The organism is Bacillus arachidis (genome assembly GCF_030285945.1).
Taxonomy (GTDB): Bacteria; Bacillota; Bacilli; order Bacillales; family Bacillaceae_G; genus Bacillus_A; species Bacillus_A arachidis.
This window is the reverse complement of record NZ_CP127373.1, coordinates 43,710-61,084: the sequence shown is the minus strand read 5'-3', so window position 1 is coordinate 61,084 and position 17,375 is coordinate 43,710. Positions and strand designations below refer to the sequence as shown.

Annotated in this window: 15 protein-coding genes; 9 read left to right on the top strand and 6 right to left on the bottom strand. The window is 32.8% G+C overall.

Going from position 1 to position 17,375, the window contains the following annotated elements:
- Positions 1-167: 167 nt before the first annotated feature.
- On the bottom strand, positions 168-3,116 hold the full coding sequence (locus QRY57_RS00315; RefSeq protein WP_286015167.1) for a Tn3 family transposase: 2,949 nt from the start codon (positions 3,114-3,116) through the stop codon (positions 168-170).
- Positions 3,117-3,305: 189 nt separating this feature from the next.
- On the opposite strand from QRY57_RS00315, the gene QRY57_RS00310 reads away from it, so the two are divergent.
- From QRY57_RS00310 to QRY57_RS00270, 9 genes are all read left to right on the top strand, one after another.
- Positions 3,306-3,911 carry a recombinase family protein gene (locus QRY57_RS00310; RefSeq protein ID WP_286015166.1) on the top strand — a complete coding sequence of 202 codons (606 nt, stop codon included), beginning with the start codon at positions 3,306-3,308 and terminating at the stop codon, positions 3,909-3,911.
- A gap of 264 nt (positions 3,912-4,175) precedes the next feature.
- The gene (locus QRY57_RS00305) at positions 4,176-4,745 is read left to right on the top strand and encodes a YdeI/OmpD-associated family protein (RefSeq protein ID WP_286015165.1); all 570 of its coding nucleotides are present in this window, start codon (positions 4,176-4,178) and stop codon (positions 4,743-4,745) included.
- A 16-nt stretch (positions 4,746-4,761) separates the two neighbouring features.
- Positions 4,762-5,676, top strand: coding sequence for a helix-turn-helix transcriptional regulator (locus tag QRY57_RS00300; RefSeq protein ID WP_286015164.1), 915 nt, complete (start codon positions 4,762-4,764; stop codon positions 5,674-5,676).
- Positions 5,677-5,754: 78 nt separating this feature from the next.
- Complete coding sequence (locus tag QRY57_RS00295) at positions 5,755-6,255, top strand: DinB family protein (RefSeq protein ID WP_286015163.1); 501 nt, start codon at positions 5,755-5,757, stop codon at positions 6,253-6,255.
- A 358-nt stretch (positions 6,256-6,613) separates the two neighbouring features.
- Positions 6,614-7,375 carry an ABC transporter ATP-binding protein gene (locus QRY57_RS00290; protein WP_286015162.1) on the top strand — a complete coding sequence of 254 codons (762 nt, stop codon included), beginning with the start codon at positions 6,614-6,616 and terminating at the stop codon, positions 7,373-7,375.
- Positions 7,376-7,391: 16 nt separating this feature from the next.
- On the top strand, positions 7,392-9,239 hold the full coding sequence (locus QRY57_RS00285) for an FtsX-like permease family protein (protein WP_286015161.1): 1,848 nt from the start codon (positions 7,392-7,394) through the stop codon (positions 9,237-9,239).
- Positions 9,240-9,975: 736 nt separating this feature from the next.
- Complete coding sequence (locus QRY57_RS00280; RefSeq protein WP_286015160.1) at positions 9,976-10,746, top strand: ABC transporter ATP-binding protein; 771 nt, start codon at positions 9,976-9,978, stop codon at positions 10,744-10,746.
- A complete protein-coding gene (locus tag QRY57_RS00275; protein WP_286015159.1) occupies positions 10,733-12,685 on the top strand; it encodes an FtsX-like permease family protein in 1,953 nt (650 codons plus the stop codon). The genes QRY57_RS00280 and QRY57_RS00275 overlap by 14 nt, the downstream gene beginning before the upstream one ends.
- Positions 12,686-13,124: 439 nt before the next feature.
- Positions 13,125-13,472, top strand: coding sequence for a short-chain dehydrogenase (locus QRY57_RS00270; protein WP_286015158.1), 348 nt, complete (start codon positions 13,125-13,127; stop codon positions 13,470-13,472).
- A 485-nt stretch (positions 13,473-13,957) separates the two neighbouring features.
- On the opposite strand, the gene QRY57_RS00265 is transcribed toward QRY57_RS00270, so the two are convergent.
- The 5 genes from QRY57_RS00265 to QRY57_RS00245 form a co-directional block, all read right to left on the bottom strand.
- Positions 13,958-14,743 carry a GNAT family N-acetyltransferase gene (locus QRY57_RS00265; RefSeq protein ID WP_286015157.1) on the bottom strand — a complete coding sequence of 262 codons (786 nt, stop codon included), beginning with the start codon at positions 14,741-14,743 and terminating at the stop codon, positions 13,958-13,960.
- Between the two features lie 664 nt (positions 14,744-15,407).
- A complete protein-coding gene (locus QRY57_RS00260; protein WP_286015156.1) occupies positions 15,408-15,632 on the bottom strand; it encodes a hypothetical protein in 225 nt (74 codons plus the stop codon).
- A 165-nt stretch (positions 15,633-15,797) separates the two neighbouring features.
- A complete protein-coding gene (locus QRY57_RS00255) occupies positions 15,798-16,253 on the bottom strand; it encodes a GNAT family N-acetyltransferase (RefSeq protein ID WP_286015155.1) in 456 nt (151 codons plus the stop codon).
- Between the two features lie 577 nt (positions 16,254-16,830).
- The gene (locus QRY57_RS00250) at positions 16,831-17,052 is read right to left on the bottom strand and encodes a hypothetical protein (protein ID WP_098386412.1); all 222 of its coding nucleotides are present in this window, start codon (positions 17,050-17,052) and stop codon (positions 16,831-16,833) included.
- Positions 17,033-17,335, bottom strand: coding sequence for a hypothetical protein (locus QRY57_RS00245; RefSeq protein WP_286015154.1), 303 nt, complete (start codon positions 17,333-17,335; stop codon positions 17,033-17,035). The genes QRY57_RS00250 and QRY57_RS00245 overlap by 20 nt, the downstream gene beginning before the upstream one ends.
- Between the last annotated feature and the right edge of the window lie 40 nt (positions 17,336-17,375).

The following is a 17,375-nucleotide window of genomic DNA, read 5'->3' as shown; positions in this document are numbered from 1 at the left end:
ATAGTCAACAAGGGGATTTCTATTCGGGGTACAACCAACGTACTAACATAATATTGAGTGATAATAAAGTTGTTTAATTTACAATAAAGTCGATTAGGGGTACAGCCGAGATACGTGTAAAAATAGGTCATAGCCTTACTTTTTTTCCCAACTATGACCTATTGAGCTTATAGAGGGATCGTTTCTTCTATTGGCTGGGGGATTTTCTGTAAATCAATTACATAATCCCCAAAGCGTTTTATATGTCTAGTCATATAAGGACTTAGCCTTTCTAAATCTTGGCGTGAAAAGCGATAACCTTCTTTTTTTAGTTGCCATAAAATCATAGTGATATCTACTACATTTTGAAAAATTACAGAATTGGTGATTAAATCATTGTATTTGATACGTTTTTCCTGTTCGATTGGATCGTTTTCCGTAATAATACCATCGCCGCCAAAAAACAACCATTTTGAAAAACCATTATAGGCTTCTACTTTATTGGTACTAGCTGTAATTTGTTCACGTAATTTCATATCTGAAATATACTGAAGAAGAAAGATTGTTCGAATCACTCTTCCAAGCTCTCGAAACGCTTGATATAATCGGTTTTTCTTACTATTACTACTTAACTTTCTAAGAAGCGTCGAAGGTAATATTTTCCCCATCTTAATTGAAACAACCACTTGAAATAAGTCTTTCCAATGTGTTTCAATCAACCCCCAATCAATTACATCTTTAAATAAAGGGTCTATATGTTTGTAATGCGTATGTTTATCTGGACGGAAAAATTTTAAATCTTTCCAATTTCGAATTCTAGGCATAAGATGAATTCCTAATAGATAGGATAAGGCAAATACAGGTGTCGATTGTCCTTGTGTATCCGCATGAAGAGTATCTGGTTGAATATCAGATTTATTTTTTAATAGCCCATCAATAATATATACCGCTTCCCAAACACCACAGGGGATAAAATGACTAAAAAGAGCGATATAATTATCCGCAACATGATGATAGGCAAGCCCTCCATATCCGCCATAACGAATGTGGTATTCTGATACTAAATTTTCTATATACATATCATGTTTTGTTCCATCAGCTGAAGCTACTTTTCCCGTTCCCCATAGTTTTGGTAAACTAAATGTATTATATTGATTCAAAACATCCTGAAGAGCCGCATTTAATTTCGGAATATGAATATGTCTACGATTAACAAAAGAAAGCATGTGAGCTGTAATCGTATTACGCATATGTTTGGCTGTTTGTGTTGGTCCTAAATTACATCCATATCCAAATGTAGTAACAATGTAGCGTTCCGTTGGATTTTCTAATTTAGGATCAGATCCGGATAAAGGACCCAAGTGTCTGGTCCAATGAGTCCAATGTTCTACATTACAAAGTATGTCTAATACGGTTCGTTCTGGTAAACGTTGTATAATTTCTTTTTCTAACAATTTACTACTTGTAGACACATCTCTGCGTGTTAATCGTTTTAAAATAGGTTCTCCATCTTCTGTTATAATCACCTGACCATTATTTGGATAATTTAAATCTACCGTATTGGCGACAGAAGTTAACTTGTGTTTCAGTTGTTTAACAAAATGAGTAGGAGATGAAGGGAAATTAAGTTCTTTACAATAATCCTTAACTAGCGGTTCGCATTCTTCCCAAGGTAGTAACTGTTTCCTATAATCAGCGTATTTTTCAGAACCTTGTACACTCACATCACCTGTTTTTAATTCTGAAGCTAAATAGGAAAATATACAGATTTCAAGACGTTTACGATACAATAAATTAGAATCCTTTCCAACTCGAAGAGTTTGTCTCCATTGCTCGTTTGCGAATGATAAATCAAGATTAGTAGGAAGGTGTTCTACTCTTCGATTTTCATTTAGCAACAAAAATTGTAAAGCTTTTATAAGAGAATCATCCTGAGTCGTTGAATCCAATTTTAATAATGAAGTCAATCGAAATAAGGTTTTTCTATGACTGTTATAGAACTTTTCTAATAGAGGAAGATAATTATTCCCATTATACGCAGAAATAGCTAGGCAATCTTGTTGTAAAGAATCGATACCGCCTTTTTCTTCAAATAACTCCGTTATTTTACTTCCTATCATGTTCGTATCATCATACATATGAGTCGTATGTAAAACTTCACTTAATATAGAAATAAGGTTTTCACTTATAGAACGTTGCTGTTCTCGTAAAAAAGTCAATTTTTCTTTTCCTCTTTTATGTATCCTAGCAATCCTTTTTAAAAACATATCTATTATGTTATCTCTTGTTACAATTTGTGAACGATAAATAACAGACAATAACAACATATACCTTTTGGCCATATGAAAGTCTTTTATTTCTGATGCATCTAAAACTAGTGCTTCTGATGCAAAGTGTTTAATTTTAGAATTTGGAATCTCTTTTAATAGTTCCTCGATGTTCGACATAAAAGATGTAATAAAATCTAGTTTGTTTTGTAGCTCTTTCATATGAGAAATTGAGGGGCTTTTAGGAAGTTCTTTAAAATAATTAAAACCAGAGTGCTTAGTTTCTTGCGAAGTATAAAGTAATTCATCAAGTTTATGTTTTTCTTGTTTTGACAACTGAGTCATAACTATATGACACAATTGGTTGTTAACCAGTGTTCGGACACGACGAGCAAGTCTATCTAAAGTACTGAATGCTGGTAATTCATAGCGCTCTTTAATTAATTCTTCAATGGCAACATTAATTAAATCCGGAGGATGATCCATCACGTGAGAAGCATTATAGATAGCCTTTGTAGCTACATGCAAAGCATCTTTTCCAAATGCATATACGTGTAAATATTGACGAATTTCTTTTTGATGTCGATACATCACTTTTGGATTGAATTTGAGTTCTTTTTCATCAGATATACTAAGGCATGAACGAATATGTTGAATCACCATTGGTGGAATATCCTTAGGACGTGGAAAATAGCCTAATCGTTGAAAAGACTTTAACATGACTAAACAATTAAAAACCGAACTTTCTCCACGTGCTACACGATGTGCAAATATATTTTCTTCATGTGTAATCGTATAAATTGTTGCAAGCTCTTTCTTAGTTAAGTTTTGTTTAAATCTGGGATATGCTGTACGTTCAACTGAAGTCAATCTCATTCCTCCTAGTTAGCATTATACCAAAAGTGGTGGCGGACTCTTTCATCTTACGATAAAGAATCCAATTTTGTCTATTATGGGTAGACCCTAATCATCCATTGGTTGGCTATTGAAAACACTCGGTTCCAATTGTATGATTAGGGTGTATGATAATAGGTTTGAAAATGGGGTGGATTTTGAAAAATGAAAATTGCTTATGCTAGAGTTTCAACTTTAGATCAAAATTTAAATAGACAGATACAAATATTAAAAGAATTTGGAGCGGAAAAAATATTCACTGAACAAAAATCTGGTGCATCTGTTCACAATAGAGAAGCATTTCAAGAGGCATTACAATTTGTTCGAAGTGGAGATACATTTATGGTAGAAGCTATCGACAGACTTGGACGTAATTATGATGAAATTATTCAGACTGTTAATTATCTAAAGAAAAAGGAAGTAAAGTTAATTATTACAAGCCTACCTATTATGGCAGAAGCAATTGGAAATTCTTTATTAGATAAATTCATCAAAGATTTAATCATTCAAATCTTGGCTATGATTGCGGAACAGGAACGAACAGAAACGAAAAGGAGACAAGCACAAGGAATTTCGATAGCCAAACAGAAAGGTGTCTATAAAGGAAGACCAACCATCTATTCCCCAACAGCAAAGGACCCTCAAAAAAGGTTAGTATACAATCGAGTGATTGAAATGTTAAATGATGGCGAAGCCATTTCTCATATTGCAAAAGAAAACGGTATAACTCGGCAAACAGTCTACAGAATAAAGCACGCTATATCTAATTAAGACAGTTATAGCGTGTTTTTGCCCATCCTCCGAAAAAGGGGAATAAGACAAAATGTAATAAAGCTATTCTATCTCTATGGCTTCTTCAATGAATGGACATTATTTTTAAGAGGAAATTTCTGGAGTAACAAAGGATCGCGAACAACTCAAAAAAATGCTAGGAGATTTACGAGAAGATGGTACCATTTATGTTACCGATATAACAAATTTATTAAACAGTTATATTTAGGACATATATTCATTTTAGAAAGGATAATTTTAAAAATGGAAATAGAGAATTTACTTAGAGTTACGACAAGGTTGGAATTAAGAGATTGGCTTGAGGAAAACTCAAAAACAGAAAGATTTTGTTGGGTGATAGTAAGTATAACTGAACAATCAGAAGTGATTCAGTATTTAGATGCAGTTGAAGAGGCACTATGTTTTGGTTGGATTGATGGCATAAAGAAGAAAATATCAGATACTGAACTTGCTCAAAGACTTTCCCCAAGAAAGAAAAACAGTAATTGGACAGAATTAAATAAGGAAAGAGTAAGGAGATTATATCAATTAGGTTTGATGAAAGAAGAAGGACTGAGAGTTCTTCCTGATATGCGACCTGAATCTTTTACTATAGATGCAGATATTGAAACTCGGTTGAAAGAAGATGACCAATTATATCAAAACTTCATTAATTTTCCTGATCTATACAGAAGGATTAGAATTGATACGATACAAAGTTATAGAAATGAACCTAATATTTTTAATAAAAGATTGGATAAGTTTATTGAAAATACCAGAGAAAATAAAATGTACGGTCAATGGAATGACAATGGTCGCTTAATCAATTATTAAGGGAAGGAAATGAGAATTGAAATTAGAACGTTTGATATCAATCATATTCAAGCTCTTAAATAATGAAATTTTGTCAGCTTCTAGTTTAGCTGATGAATTTCAAGTATCACCACGGACAATTTATAGAGACATCGAAGCTATTTGTGCTGCTGGAATACCAGTTGTTTCTTACCAAGGGACTAACGGGGGATTCGGTATAATAAAGGGATACAAATTTGATAAAAGCTTAATGGGTTCTTATGACATTCTGAATTTAATTACAGTATTAAGTAGTTTATCGAATATTTTTAAAGATAAAGAAATTGAACATACGATAGATAGGCTAAAATTACTGGATACAAACAGTAATAATAAGTCTTTATTGGTTGACTTGGAAAGCCATAGAACAGAACCCAATTCATTAATGAATCTGCGAAAAGCTATACATGAAAAAAAGGTGACCCGTTTTAATTATGTAAGCAATAAAAATGAATTTACATCTCGTGAAGTAGAACCTATTCACCTTCATTATAAGTTCCGTAACTGGTATATATATGGTTATTGTAGAGAACGTCAGAATTATAGAGAATTTAGATTATCACGTATGATGGATGTCACTTTGACACAAGAAAAGTTTCTACAAAATCACGAAATTAAAGATGAAGCATTTTATTCAAACCGTAATCTGGTGGGTTTTGAGGATGTGGTAATCTGGGTAAGTCCTAATTCTTTAGCAGAAGCATTAGACCAATTCCAGAATTCTTCAAAAACCATTAACGATGACGGAAGTATGACAATTACAATTTCTGTTTATCAACCTCTACAGGCTGGATGGCTTAAATCGATTCTTTTAAGCTTTGGTAGCGGTGCTAAAATTGTAAAACCGATGGAACTGCAATCAATTTTAATAGATGAAGCAAAAAAAATAATAAAGGTTTATGAAGATATATGACAAGCTGCTGTCATATATCTTTTTTTATAATCTAGATATCAACTTTTAAAAAAACAGAACTAAAGGAGTAGCTGTTAAATGAACCATGCAAAAAATATGTATAAGTACCATCTTTGGGCTAATAAGGTGTTACTAGAAAGAATGAAAGAATTACCAAACAATGTCCTATATAAAGAGGCTAATAGTTCATATCCAAATATTGCTCAAACGTTTAGCCATATCTATGTAGTAGATGTAATGTGGTTACAAGTACTTAAAGGAATTGATATGCAAGAAGCATTGGAAGCTTCTATGTCATTATTAGAAAAGACTAATTTATATTCTGTAGATGAATTTATTAAGTATTTCGAAGAACTAGCTTCACAGTATGAAGAATGGATGAATAGCCAAAAAGATTTAGAACAAAAAATTAATTTGAATAATCCTTGGTCAGGTGCTAGAGAGACTGCATACTCAGAAATTTTATTTCATGTTGCTAATCATGGTACCTATCATCGAGGTAACATAACAACCATGCTAAGGCAACAGGGGCACACTTCAACAATGAATGACCTCGCTTTATATTGGTATCAGAGTTAGGGCAAATAGTACTTGTAAATTAATGATAGTTCATATGAGAATCCAATAAAATATTCATCTGTTTTCTATATAAATGTCCTTTAATTAAACTAATGGGGGCATTAGCTTAATAAGCCAAATTAAAAAAATCGGCTCCTTTATGTAAAGGAATCGATTTTTTATGCTGGGTATTTTTGCACATCCCCCCGAAAAAGGGGATTCATGCTAAATTTATTATTTTGGGACACTGTTCAACTTTGCAACAGGACCTGGTTTTATATATTACAAAAATGTAAGGTAAATGTAATGTTAACCGATGGCGGATTATGTCGAAAAACCACAGAATAGGAAAAGGAAAAACAAGTGTAGGAGGATATATATGAACAAACCAGTTGTCGACGTTAAAAACGTCCAAAAAGTATACGGTAAAAAAGGCGAAAGCCAATCACACGCATTAAAAGGTGTGTCGTTCTCGATTCAAGAGGGTGAATTTGTTGGCATCATGGGACCATCTGGTTCAGGCAAAACAACGTTACTAAATGTAATCTCAACATTGGATAAAGCAACAGGCGGTGCTGTTAAAATTGCAGGCACGGATATTACGAAGATGAAGCAAGGAGCGCTTTCTGATTTCCGTTCTCAAAAATTAGGATTCATCTTCCAGGACTTTAATTTACTAGAGAACCTATCCATTTATGAAAATATTGCATTGCCGCTTTCACTTCAAGGTGTTCCGTCTCGTAAGATTGGACCGAAAGTGGAAAAAGTAGCGGACATGTTAGGGATTTCAGCAATACTTCAAAAATATCCATCTGAAGTATCTGGTGGACAAAAGCAACGTTCAGCAGCAGCCCGTGCGCTTGTACATGAACCAGCAATTATTTTAGGAGATGAGCCAACAGGGTCACTTGATTCTAAAAATGCAACGAGTCTTTTAGATGCGATGACAAATCTAAATGAAGAACAAGGTGTTTCCATTATGATGGTTACACATGATCCGTTTAGTGCAAGTTACTGCCGACGTATTCTATTCATTCAAGATGGCGAATTATATAAAGAAATTCATCGTACTGATACGCGTGAAAAGTTCTATAAAGAAATTTTAGATGTGCTTGCAGATTTAGGTACACAAAAAGCATAAGAAAGGAGGTTCAAGCATGTTATTTAAGCTTTCCATGTCAGGACTAACAAGTAAGCTAAAAGATTATATCGTCTTACTTGTTGGTCTCGTTATGTCAATTTCAATTTTTTACATGTTCCAAACATTAGCGCAGAATGAAGCATTTCTTAAATCCAATTCTACTATTAGTCAAATTGGATTCGTCTTCCATGCTGGTACGGTGCTACTAGCGATCATCACATTCTTCTACATTTTGTATGCGAATTCTTTCTTACTATCACTTCGGCAAAAAGAATTTGGTATGTATATGATGTTAGGAGCAAAGAAGCATAAGGTTACATTTCTTATGTTTATTGAGACCATAGTGTTAGGTGCGGCGTCCCTTGTAATCGGAATTACAGTCGGTCTAGGTCTTTCACAAGGGGTTGGACAGTTACTTATGAAGCAACTTGAGTTTACTGGAGGTGGTTATCAAGCCTTTTATGTTCCATCAATAACTGTTACTTGTATTTTCTTCTGTGCACTATTTGTGTTAGCTGCCATTATGAATAGCATTAAATTATCACGTATTTCAGTATTACAACTTGTACATGCAGATGCGCAAACCGAACGTCCTGTGGTTAAAGGGAAAATCACGGGAATCGTTGCAGTCTTTGCAATTATTTTACTAGGCGTTGGTTATTATTCTATGATTAATATATCTAAGTTACAAGAAATGGGAGTTATCATTGCATTAATTACAATAATATCAGGGACTTACATGTTATTTGGATCCGCCCTTCCATTTATGATTAAAAAACTAAAGAGTAATAAAAAGCGTAGTGAAAAAGGTCTTAATGCTTTTACATTCGCGCAATTAAACTTCCGTATTAATAGTTTAACAAAAGTACTAGCGACAATAGCGATGTTAGTTGCACTTGGAGCAGGTGCAATTTCAACTGGTATGGCCTTTAAAAATAACGTTATGCGTACTGTAGATACTTTGGCGATTTATGATGTAGTGATTCATAATCCAAGCACAGAGGAAAAGAAAATATTAAATGGTATGACATTCCAAGAGAAAAATGAATATCATTACAAAACAGACGATAAATATGTGTATTATATAAAAGAAGAATTAGAGAAAAATCGTCCTTTAGTACAAGACTCAAAAAATGCTAAAAGACTGGCAGATGCCAGTAAAATCAAACGCGTTTCTGAAGAATTACCAGTAGGTGCTACTTTAAATCTTATTGAGAGGACATCTGATAATTTACCTAAGGAGTGGCGTACCGCATTTATAAAGATTCAACCACATTATCTATACACTGATCAAACAATCAAAATTGTAGATAAAAAAATGTATGATGGTTTGCAAGGTAAAGAGAACATTGCATTTCTTGGAAAAACAAATGATTTCTTAACATATAAAAAAGAATTGAAAAAAATTGACGAATTGCAATTAGCTAAATATAAAATAGCAGAAGTCGAGTTGACAAGTAAATATTCTATATACACTGAGTTTTACGGCTTTACAAGCGGAACTGTATTCATGGGCTTCTTCCTAGGAATTGCCTTCTTAGCGATGATGGCAAGTTGTTTAATGTTTAAGATTTTATCTGGTGCATCAAAAGATATTACACGTTATCAGATGCTTCGTAAAATCGGTGTTCGCCGCGAACTATTAACGAAGTCTATTTATAAAGAGTTATTTTTAGTGTTCTTATTCCCAGCGATTGTGGGTATTACTCACGTTTTAGTTGGTATGAATATGTTTGGATTTATATTACATGATCCGTATTTCCGTATTTGGGTTCCGATTGTTATGTTCGTAGTCATTTACGCGATTTACTACTTCATTACAGTTCAATTGTATAAAAGAATTGTTCTTCCAAAAGAGGACTAAGAGGGTTCTGTTGCAAAGATCTCTAAACTGAGCTAATTTTTAGAAAAGGTGTGCGGAGGAGAATGATATAAGACCATTACGAAAAAAAATTATATTAAAAAGTAATAAAGTAAGTAGCCAGTTCCTTAACGTACAAGGAACCGGCTAAATTGTGTCTTAACGTACAATTTTCTTTTTTTGATATGGTGACCCCTATATGATAACCAACACTGTTTGTTCCTATTGTTACATAAACCACTTATTCCCACTTTTCGAAGGATGGGCAAAAACACCCTTATATGATTATTTTATCCTGGTTCTCATTTGTCACCTAAACGTTTGTTTACATGACAAGCGGAAATGAAAGTTTAGACGGATAAAGGAATTTTATAAAAAACTGGATTGGAAATAAAAGTAAGCCTATACCTATTTTTACACGTATCTCGGCTGTACCACATTATATGACCACTTTGTAAATAGAATTTCAGGATAGAAATAGCCCCATCCGGCATGCTGTTTCTAATTATATAGGGTGATTTTTTAACATTACATAATTGTAATGTTTATGTAAGGAGAATCAATAGTTAGTGCGATTTCCCAATGCTATAGTAACAAAGTACTTTTATTCGTAAAGTTAAATTTACGCTTTTTCTGTTAGTAGGCCTTATAAAACCGGCATGTTATGTAGGAAGCATTGATAGTGGCAAGAGTAGAGATTATAGAATGAAAATAGAGAATAGATGAAATGAGGATAGAAATGAAGACAGTATTAGAGGCGAAACAAATTAAAAAAGTATACGATACAGGTGGAAATAAATTTGAAGCGTTAAAAGGGATTAACTTGCAAGTAAAAGAAGGCGAGTTTGTTGGCATTATGGGACCTTCTGGGTCTGGTAAAACGACTCTTTTAAATGTTCTTTCTACGATTGATAATGCGACGAACGGTGAAATTTTAATAGACGGAAAAGATATTGTGAAAATGAATGACGATAAGTTGGCATTGTTCCGCCGTGATTATTTAGGATTCATTTTCCAAGATTATAACTTATTAGATACGTTAACGGTGAAAGAGAATATTGCTTTACCTCTTGCGTTATCACGGGTGAAGGCAAGTGAAATTGATCACCGCGTTCTTGAAATCGCGAAGAAATTTGGTATTGATCATATTTTAAATCAGTTCCCCTATCAAGTATCTGGTGGACAGAAACAGCGCTGTGCAGCTTCGCGTGCAATCGTTACGAATCCGAGTATGGTTTTTGGAGACGAGCCAACAGGAGCACTTGATTCAAAATCAGCAACAGATTTATTGGAAAGTATGAAGTCGTTAAATGAACATGATAATTCAACCATTTTAATGGTAACGCATGATGCGTTTGCAGCAAGTTACTGCAAGCGAGTTATCTTCATTAAAGATGGCGAGTTATATAAAGAATTACACCGCGGGGAATTAACTCGTAAACAATTCTTCCAACAAGTAGTCGACGTAATGTCCGCAATTTCTGGGGGTATGGCAGATGACATTATCTAGTATTGCTCTCCGCAACATACAGCGGAACTTTAAAGATTACTTTGTATACTTTGCATCTATGATTTTTAGCATCGTTATGTATTTTACATTTAAGGCACTTCAGTACAATTCACAAATGGAAAAAGCCGCGGAAGGCTCCAAGAAAATTAGTGGGGGATTCCAAGCTGCAAGTGTAATGCTTATTATTTTCGTAGCGGTATTTATTATATACTCTAACGGATTCTTTACACGTAAGCGTAAAAAAGAAGTTGGATTATATTCTTTATTAGGTATTCGTAAAAGACAAATTGGTAAAATGCTGTTTTATGAAAATATGTTAATGGGATTAATGTCATTAGTAATTGGAATTGTGATTGGGAGTTTACTTTCAAAATTATTCCTTGAACTACTAGTAAGTATGATGGGACTAAACTTAAATGTTCACTTTGAAGTACCGATGTCCGCGATTGTTGATACAGCAATTATCTTTATTGTGATTATATTGTACACATCACTTCAAGGATATCGTTTAATTTACCGCTTTAAACTGATTGAGCTTTTCCATGCAGAACGTGAAGGAGAAGCAATGCCAAAAGGGTCAGTGATTATGGCGTTGATCTCAGCATTTTTAATTAGTTCAGGTTATTTCTTATCACTGATGTATGGTAAAGCAATTGATTATGCGGACTTTATGGTTGTTGCACTGTATATTTTACTTGCGACAGTATTAGGAACGTACTTACTATTTATGTTCTTTACTGTATTTGTGTTGAAACGTGCGAGACATAATAAATCATCGTTTTATAAAGGTATGAATATGGTAACAACTTCACAATTACTATACCGTATTAAAGGAAATGCGAAGTCACTTGCGACAATTGCGATATTAAGTGCAGTCACATTAACAGCAGTTGGTACATCTGTAACGCTGTATTACAATACGTTTAAACAAGCGAGAGCTTTTGCACCATACAGTTATTCTTACGAGAAAAAAGATGCGGTACTTGATCAGAAAGTAAATATGATTTTGGATGAAGAGAAACAGAGTCATCCTGTAACGAACCAATTCGAAATAGAAATGGTTCCTGTGACAGGGAAGTTTGAAGGCAAAATATATAAAGGTATGAATAAACAGGATTCAATTCCCAAGCAATATCAGCTTGTATCGCAATCAGCATTTAATCAAATAGCAAAGAAAATGAATGTAGATGCAGTAAATTTAGCTGCTGATGAAGCTTTTGTATATGATGGTATGTATATTGAAGGTAATGAATTTAATCCGGTATATAAAGGGAACAAAGCTGTATTCCCAATAGGAAATGAAACAAAGGCATTGACGATTAAAGGTACGGAAGGGCGTACTCTAACGAACTTAGGTAGTTTATTCGTTGTTGTACCAGATGAAGTATATAACAGTGCAAAAAAAGTATCTGCGACACGTATTGTTAAAAATATCGATGTAAAAGATGAAAAGAATGGCAAAGTGCTAACGGAGAAATTAAGGAAAGTGATGCCAGCTGGAGCTGGGGAAACAGAATTTGAACAACCATTCAATGCTTTCTACACTAGTTTCCACGGTATGCTGGAAGCAACAGGGTTAATGATGTTTATCGGTCTCTTCTTAGGTCTAGTGTTCTTACTAGCAACAGGTTCTATCATTTACTTCAAACAGTTAACAGAAGCAAATGCGGATCGAGATCGTTACATTGTACTCCGCAAAGTTGGAGTTACAAAAAAAGAAATGAAAAAAGCGATTGCAAAACAAGTAAGCTTTATCTTCGTGATTCCATTATTAGTAGGAATCTGCCACAGCTTATTTGCATTAAAAGGATTAATGACAGTAATGCCAAATGAGTTTCTGATTCCATTACTAATGAGTATCGGTGTGTATAGCGTTATTTATATCGGATATTACTTCTTAACAGTTCGTTCTTATTATAAAATTGTGAGCGCGAAGTAATGAATAGGGCAGCTATCGCTATAGGCGGTAGCTGTTTTTTTAGGGGAATCTTATAAAAGTATAATAAAAATCACCCGCTGGAATTGAAATTTTTTCCGATGTGGCGAGTGATTCTTTGAATCGTTTCCGTACCCCTTATATGATTATTTTATCCTGGTTCTCATTTGTCACCTAAACGTTTGTTTACATGACAAGCGAAAATGAAAGCTTAGACGAATAAAGGAATTTTATAAAAAACCATATTGGAAATAAAAGTAAGCCTATAACCTATTTTTACACGTATCTCGGCTGTACCCCATTAAAAACAAACAATGTTGTTTAAAAAATGGGGTAAAAATTAGAACCCACTCCACCTTTTTATGATTCTCGGTATAATGAAAATAAGAATATTTTGATATTCGGTTAGTCAAGTGAATTATCGAAAGGGGGATTTGAATTTATGGCTTTAAATCACGAATTTGGCATAATTAATGACATTAATAATCAAAAGACTTACAAGAGTTACACTCCAGATGTACATAACTGTATTTGTGTAAATGATGATATTATCAGCAATTTACTTAAATCCTTATCAACAATGAAAACGTATTTTCATTCGTTAAAACGTTCCGAATACGGTTTAGCGTATTCAGGTATTACGATTATTCCACCTGAATCATTATCTCAATTCTTAGATGTGATTATATCTCACAAAGGTATGAAGCAATCTGCTGATCTTAACGAATTAGCTAAAAAAATTATTCAAGCAAAAGAAGAGAATAAATATATGATTCACTTTGGAATTTAAAAAAGGGGCTATTATTGATGATTCACTTTCTGAAATTAAACAACTCTATTATACCTAAACATCATAGAATTGAAGAAAAACTATGTTTTTTAAACATCTTTAATAACCATCTATCAATCACTTTGATAGATGGTTATTGTATTTCTAAGAAAAAAATTAAAGAAGTTTATAATCTCTACACACATAAAACCCACGCTAAGAAAAAGGAAAGTTGATATAAAAGAGTTCATATCATTGCATAACAAAAAAGGAAGCATAAACCTGCATAAATTTTATGCAAAGTTATGCTTCCTGTTAGGGGTAGCACGCACATTTTAACATTTTTATACGCTAAGGGATTCTTAAAACTCCATCTCTTCCAAAATATGAATACTTCATGTTATTATAGCTAAGCTATATTAATGTAGTGTAGTGCTATCCTAAGGGGAAAATAAAAATACACTTGTTAACTAACTATTTTTTTAGCAAAATAAATTGATTTTTTTCTATCCCTCGTGAATTTCTTTAATACTTTTTCCTTCTAAAAACGCATGTCCCGTTTTAATTTTTTCTACTGTTTCAAATCCATACTTTTCATAAACTTTTTCTACTTTTTCGTTAATTGGGATCACCCAAAGATTATCTAGTCCTCTATTCATTACTTCGCTTTGAATAAAGTGAATAAGTTCACCTATTAACCCTTTACCTCTAAACTTTTCAATTGTAGCTACACTTTCCATTCGGGCTTGTTTTTCATGTTCAAAAATACAAGCGATGGAACATGCTACTCCATTGTATCTAAGTAGATAATGAGTGAATGCTGGATGTTGGAATTCATCTTGAAAAGCTTTTTTTCTAACTTCGCCCCCTAACTCTTTTATACTACATTCAATATCTAAAGCTTCTTCAAAATTTAACTCAGATACCTTTTCAATAGTAACTTTTTCATTTTTATCTTTTTTAGTTAATTTCTTGTTCCATAATTGGACTGGACTTATTAATTCTTCAAATCCAAAATTCTTTATTTGTAATTCAGAAATCAGTTTTTCTTGCATATCTAAGTTGTATATATAAAATCTAGGTACTATATTTTTAGTTTTATAGAAATGCACTACTTCATCTACTATCATTTGTGGATTTAAACTTACTACACTTACATGTGCATGATTTGCATCATAATAATATGGGTTGCTTTCATTACAAAACATAAACCCCCATGATTTCTCTATTCGGCTAGTAAAGGTTTCAAGATATGCAAAATCAAGCTCAAGAACATTTTTTAAACTAGTCATATGATATTCCCTCTTCTCTATTTATTTATTCTATATCTTCTTTACTTTATTATACATTTAAATATTATAATTTTCAGTTTTTTAAATTAAAATATTTCCAAGAAAAAATGAAAGTAAATTTTTAAATATTAGTTTACTTTCATTTACCCTTAATCATTGAATTCACAACAAATCTCCTAACATCCTCAAAATTATTAAAAAGTATACATTCAAAACACTGTAAATAAAGAAGTTGTAACATCCGTAAACAAAAAAACTAGATCCATACTAGTTTTTTACATAAGTCAGTTTATCGAAAATAAATATATATAATTTACTTAATTAGCGTTGGTACTTGATAGTCAAATAATAATTAAAAGAAAAACTAGTGCCTCCGACGGGATTCGAACCCGCACTCCTTTCGTAAGCATAGGCTAAGGGGAACACGCTTCCCTACGGAATTTCACCGACAGGAGTTTCACCTGTCTCAGCTCATTTGCTTTTCGGTGCTTCTGAAACCTTTGCCTTGCGACCCGGTTCTACAATGTTTTCCGGCGCTCTTCCCTTCTAAAGCTACGGAGGCATTTTTAAAATTATATGTTGAATATAAAAAAGTTATCAACTGTTAGTTCACATAATCCCACCTATCAGTAGTCCATGTATTTAGAAATCTCAAAAAACTTCTTCAGATCTTCTGAAGAGATTTTTTCCAATTTGAATAATAATAAATGAACTGAATTAATAAAGTTATTACTGAAATTCCAGTTAAAGTTACAAAAAAAGTTAATCCCAAGTTTGATAAATAGGTTACTATTAGAGTGATAACTACAAAAGGAATTGAGGCTAAAACATTATAAAAACGTTTTTTATAAAAAAGATGATCTTTTTCATTTATATAATTATCGACCATAAAAATCCTCCTCTTTCTTTTCTAAACTTCATGTATATTCACATTAATAGAACACATAAATTTTACCATATCATAAGGTATTATTAACATAAATCCCGTTAGCGGAAGTAAAAGCAAACCCTTCCCTATATGTGACTCTGAGTTTTTCTTTTTTATATTGATTTCTTAGTCATTTATATATCTTATAACTGCCATTTCTTTACCGAACCTGTCACCATTATCAACAAAACCTAAACTCGAATACAAATAATGAGCCTCTTTATTTTCAGGATGATAACCTACTACTATTTTTTTTGCATTTGGTAATTTAGTCATTTCTTCAATCATTAAATTAGTTGCTGCTTTCCCTATACCATTACCTTGGAATTTCTTATCAATCATTATTCTATATACCCAATACCCATCAAGTTCTTCCATTTCAGAACTAAACATTAAAAATCCTACCACTTTTTCTTCGCAATAAATTGCATAAGGTTTTAAAGTTGGTTCGAATTTTGATTGAGCTATTGAAATAGCATTTGGTTCAATATATTCTGCTTGTCCATCGGATAACTCTAATTCACAACATTCATACCAGTTTTCTGCATTTAATTCTACAAGTTTCACAGCGGTTTTAATCATAAATTTTCCCCTTTCGAATTTAGAGAATACCTATACCATTTATAGTTAATTAGGTGGTATTCCCTTAAAATCATTACCGATAAAAGACCTTCTGTTTGTCATAAAGAAAGCCTCTCTCATTGTTAATTGTCTTTAGATTTATAATTTTTAGACTACTTTTATCATATCATATTTTTTTATCAAGTTATTCTTATAATTAAATTTTTTTATTTTGGGCTAGGTAATGTTTTTTTAAGTGAATACACTATACATACCCAGTTTACATAAGCTCTAATTATCGGGATTCAATGTATTTAGAAGACTATTAAAAATCCTCCAGATTCTTTAACTGGGGGACTTTTGTGTTCACATAATTCTTGTTATTGGAAGTTACTGATTTGTTCAGATAGAGGAACTTGTACATCATTTTGAAAACCATTTACCCTTGATTCGTTTAACGGCTAAAACTAACAGAAGAATAAACCCTATCAGTATAACAATACCGATTGGATTGACATTTCCCATGACTATATCCCTCCCTGCTTTTTATGTTACAGCAAACCCCTTCTGCTGTTTAGAAAGGGATTTATGTCATTACTTATGTACAACACAGTGTAGCATCGCTAAAGGCATCTTCGGGAATATATACTTTACCATCTTTTATTTCATAGGGAATGTTATTTCTTTTTAGTTTAGCTGTATCAACAGTGTCAACAGTGCTACCCCACTGTTCTAACTTACCGTTGTACTTTTGACAAGCAGGTAACATTAAAAGAGCTGTAAAACATAAAAATAGATTTCTAAAACGATGTTTCTTCATAATAACCCTCCTCTTCCTTGATTGTATCATTCGGGAGAAGTGATTTGTCATAAAAATCTCGTGCCTCTTGCGAACCGCGATAAGCAATAACAATTTGTTTCGTCTCTTTATTTTGATAAACAGTTGCATCAAAACCATTCTTTTTATGTAGAAGTTCTCTATCCATATCTATACGTTGCCAAACTTCTTCATGATTTCCAATTCGTACTTTGACTTCAGACTTATCTTTATAGCTACCACCCGATAATCTTTGTAAAGTTTTATCACTGACGGAACTACTCATAGTTTCTCTCTCCCTAAAAAAGATTTATAGTATTATTATA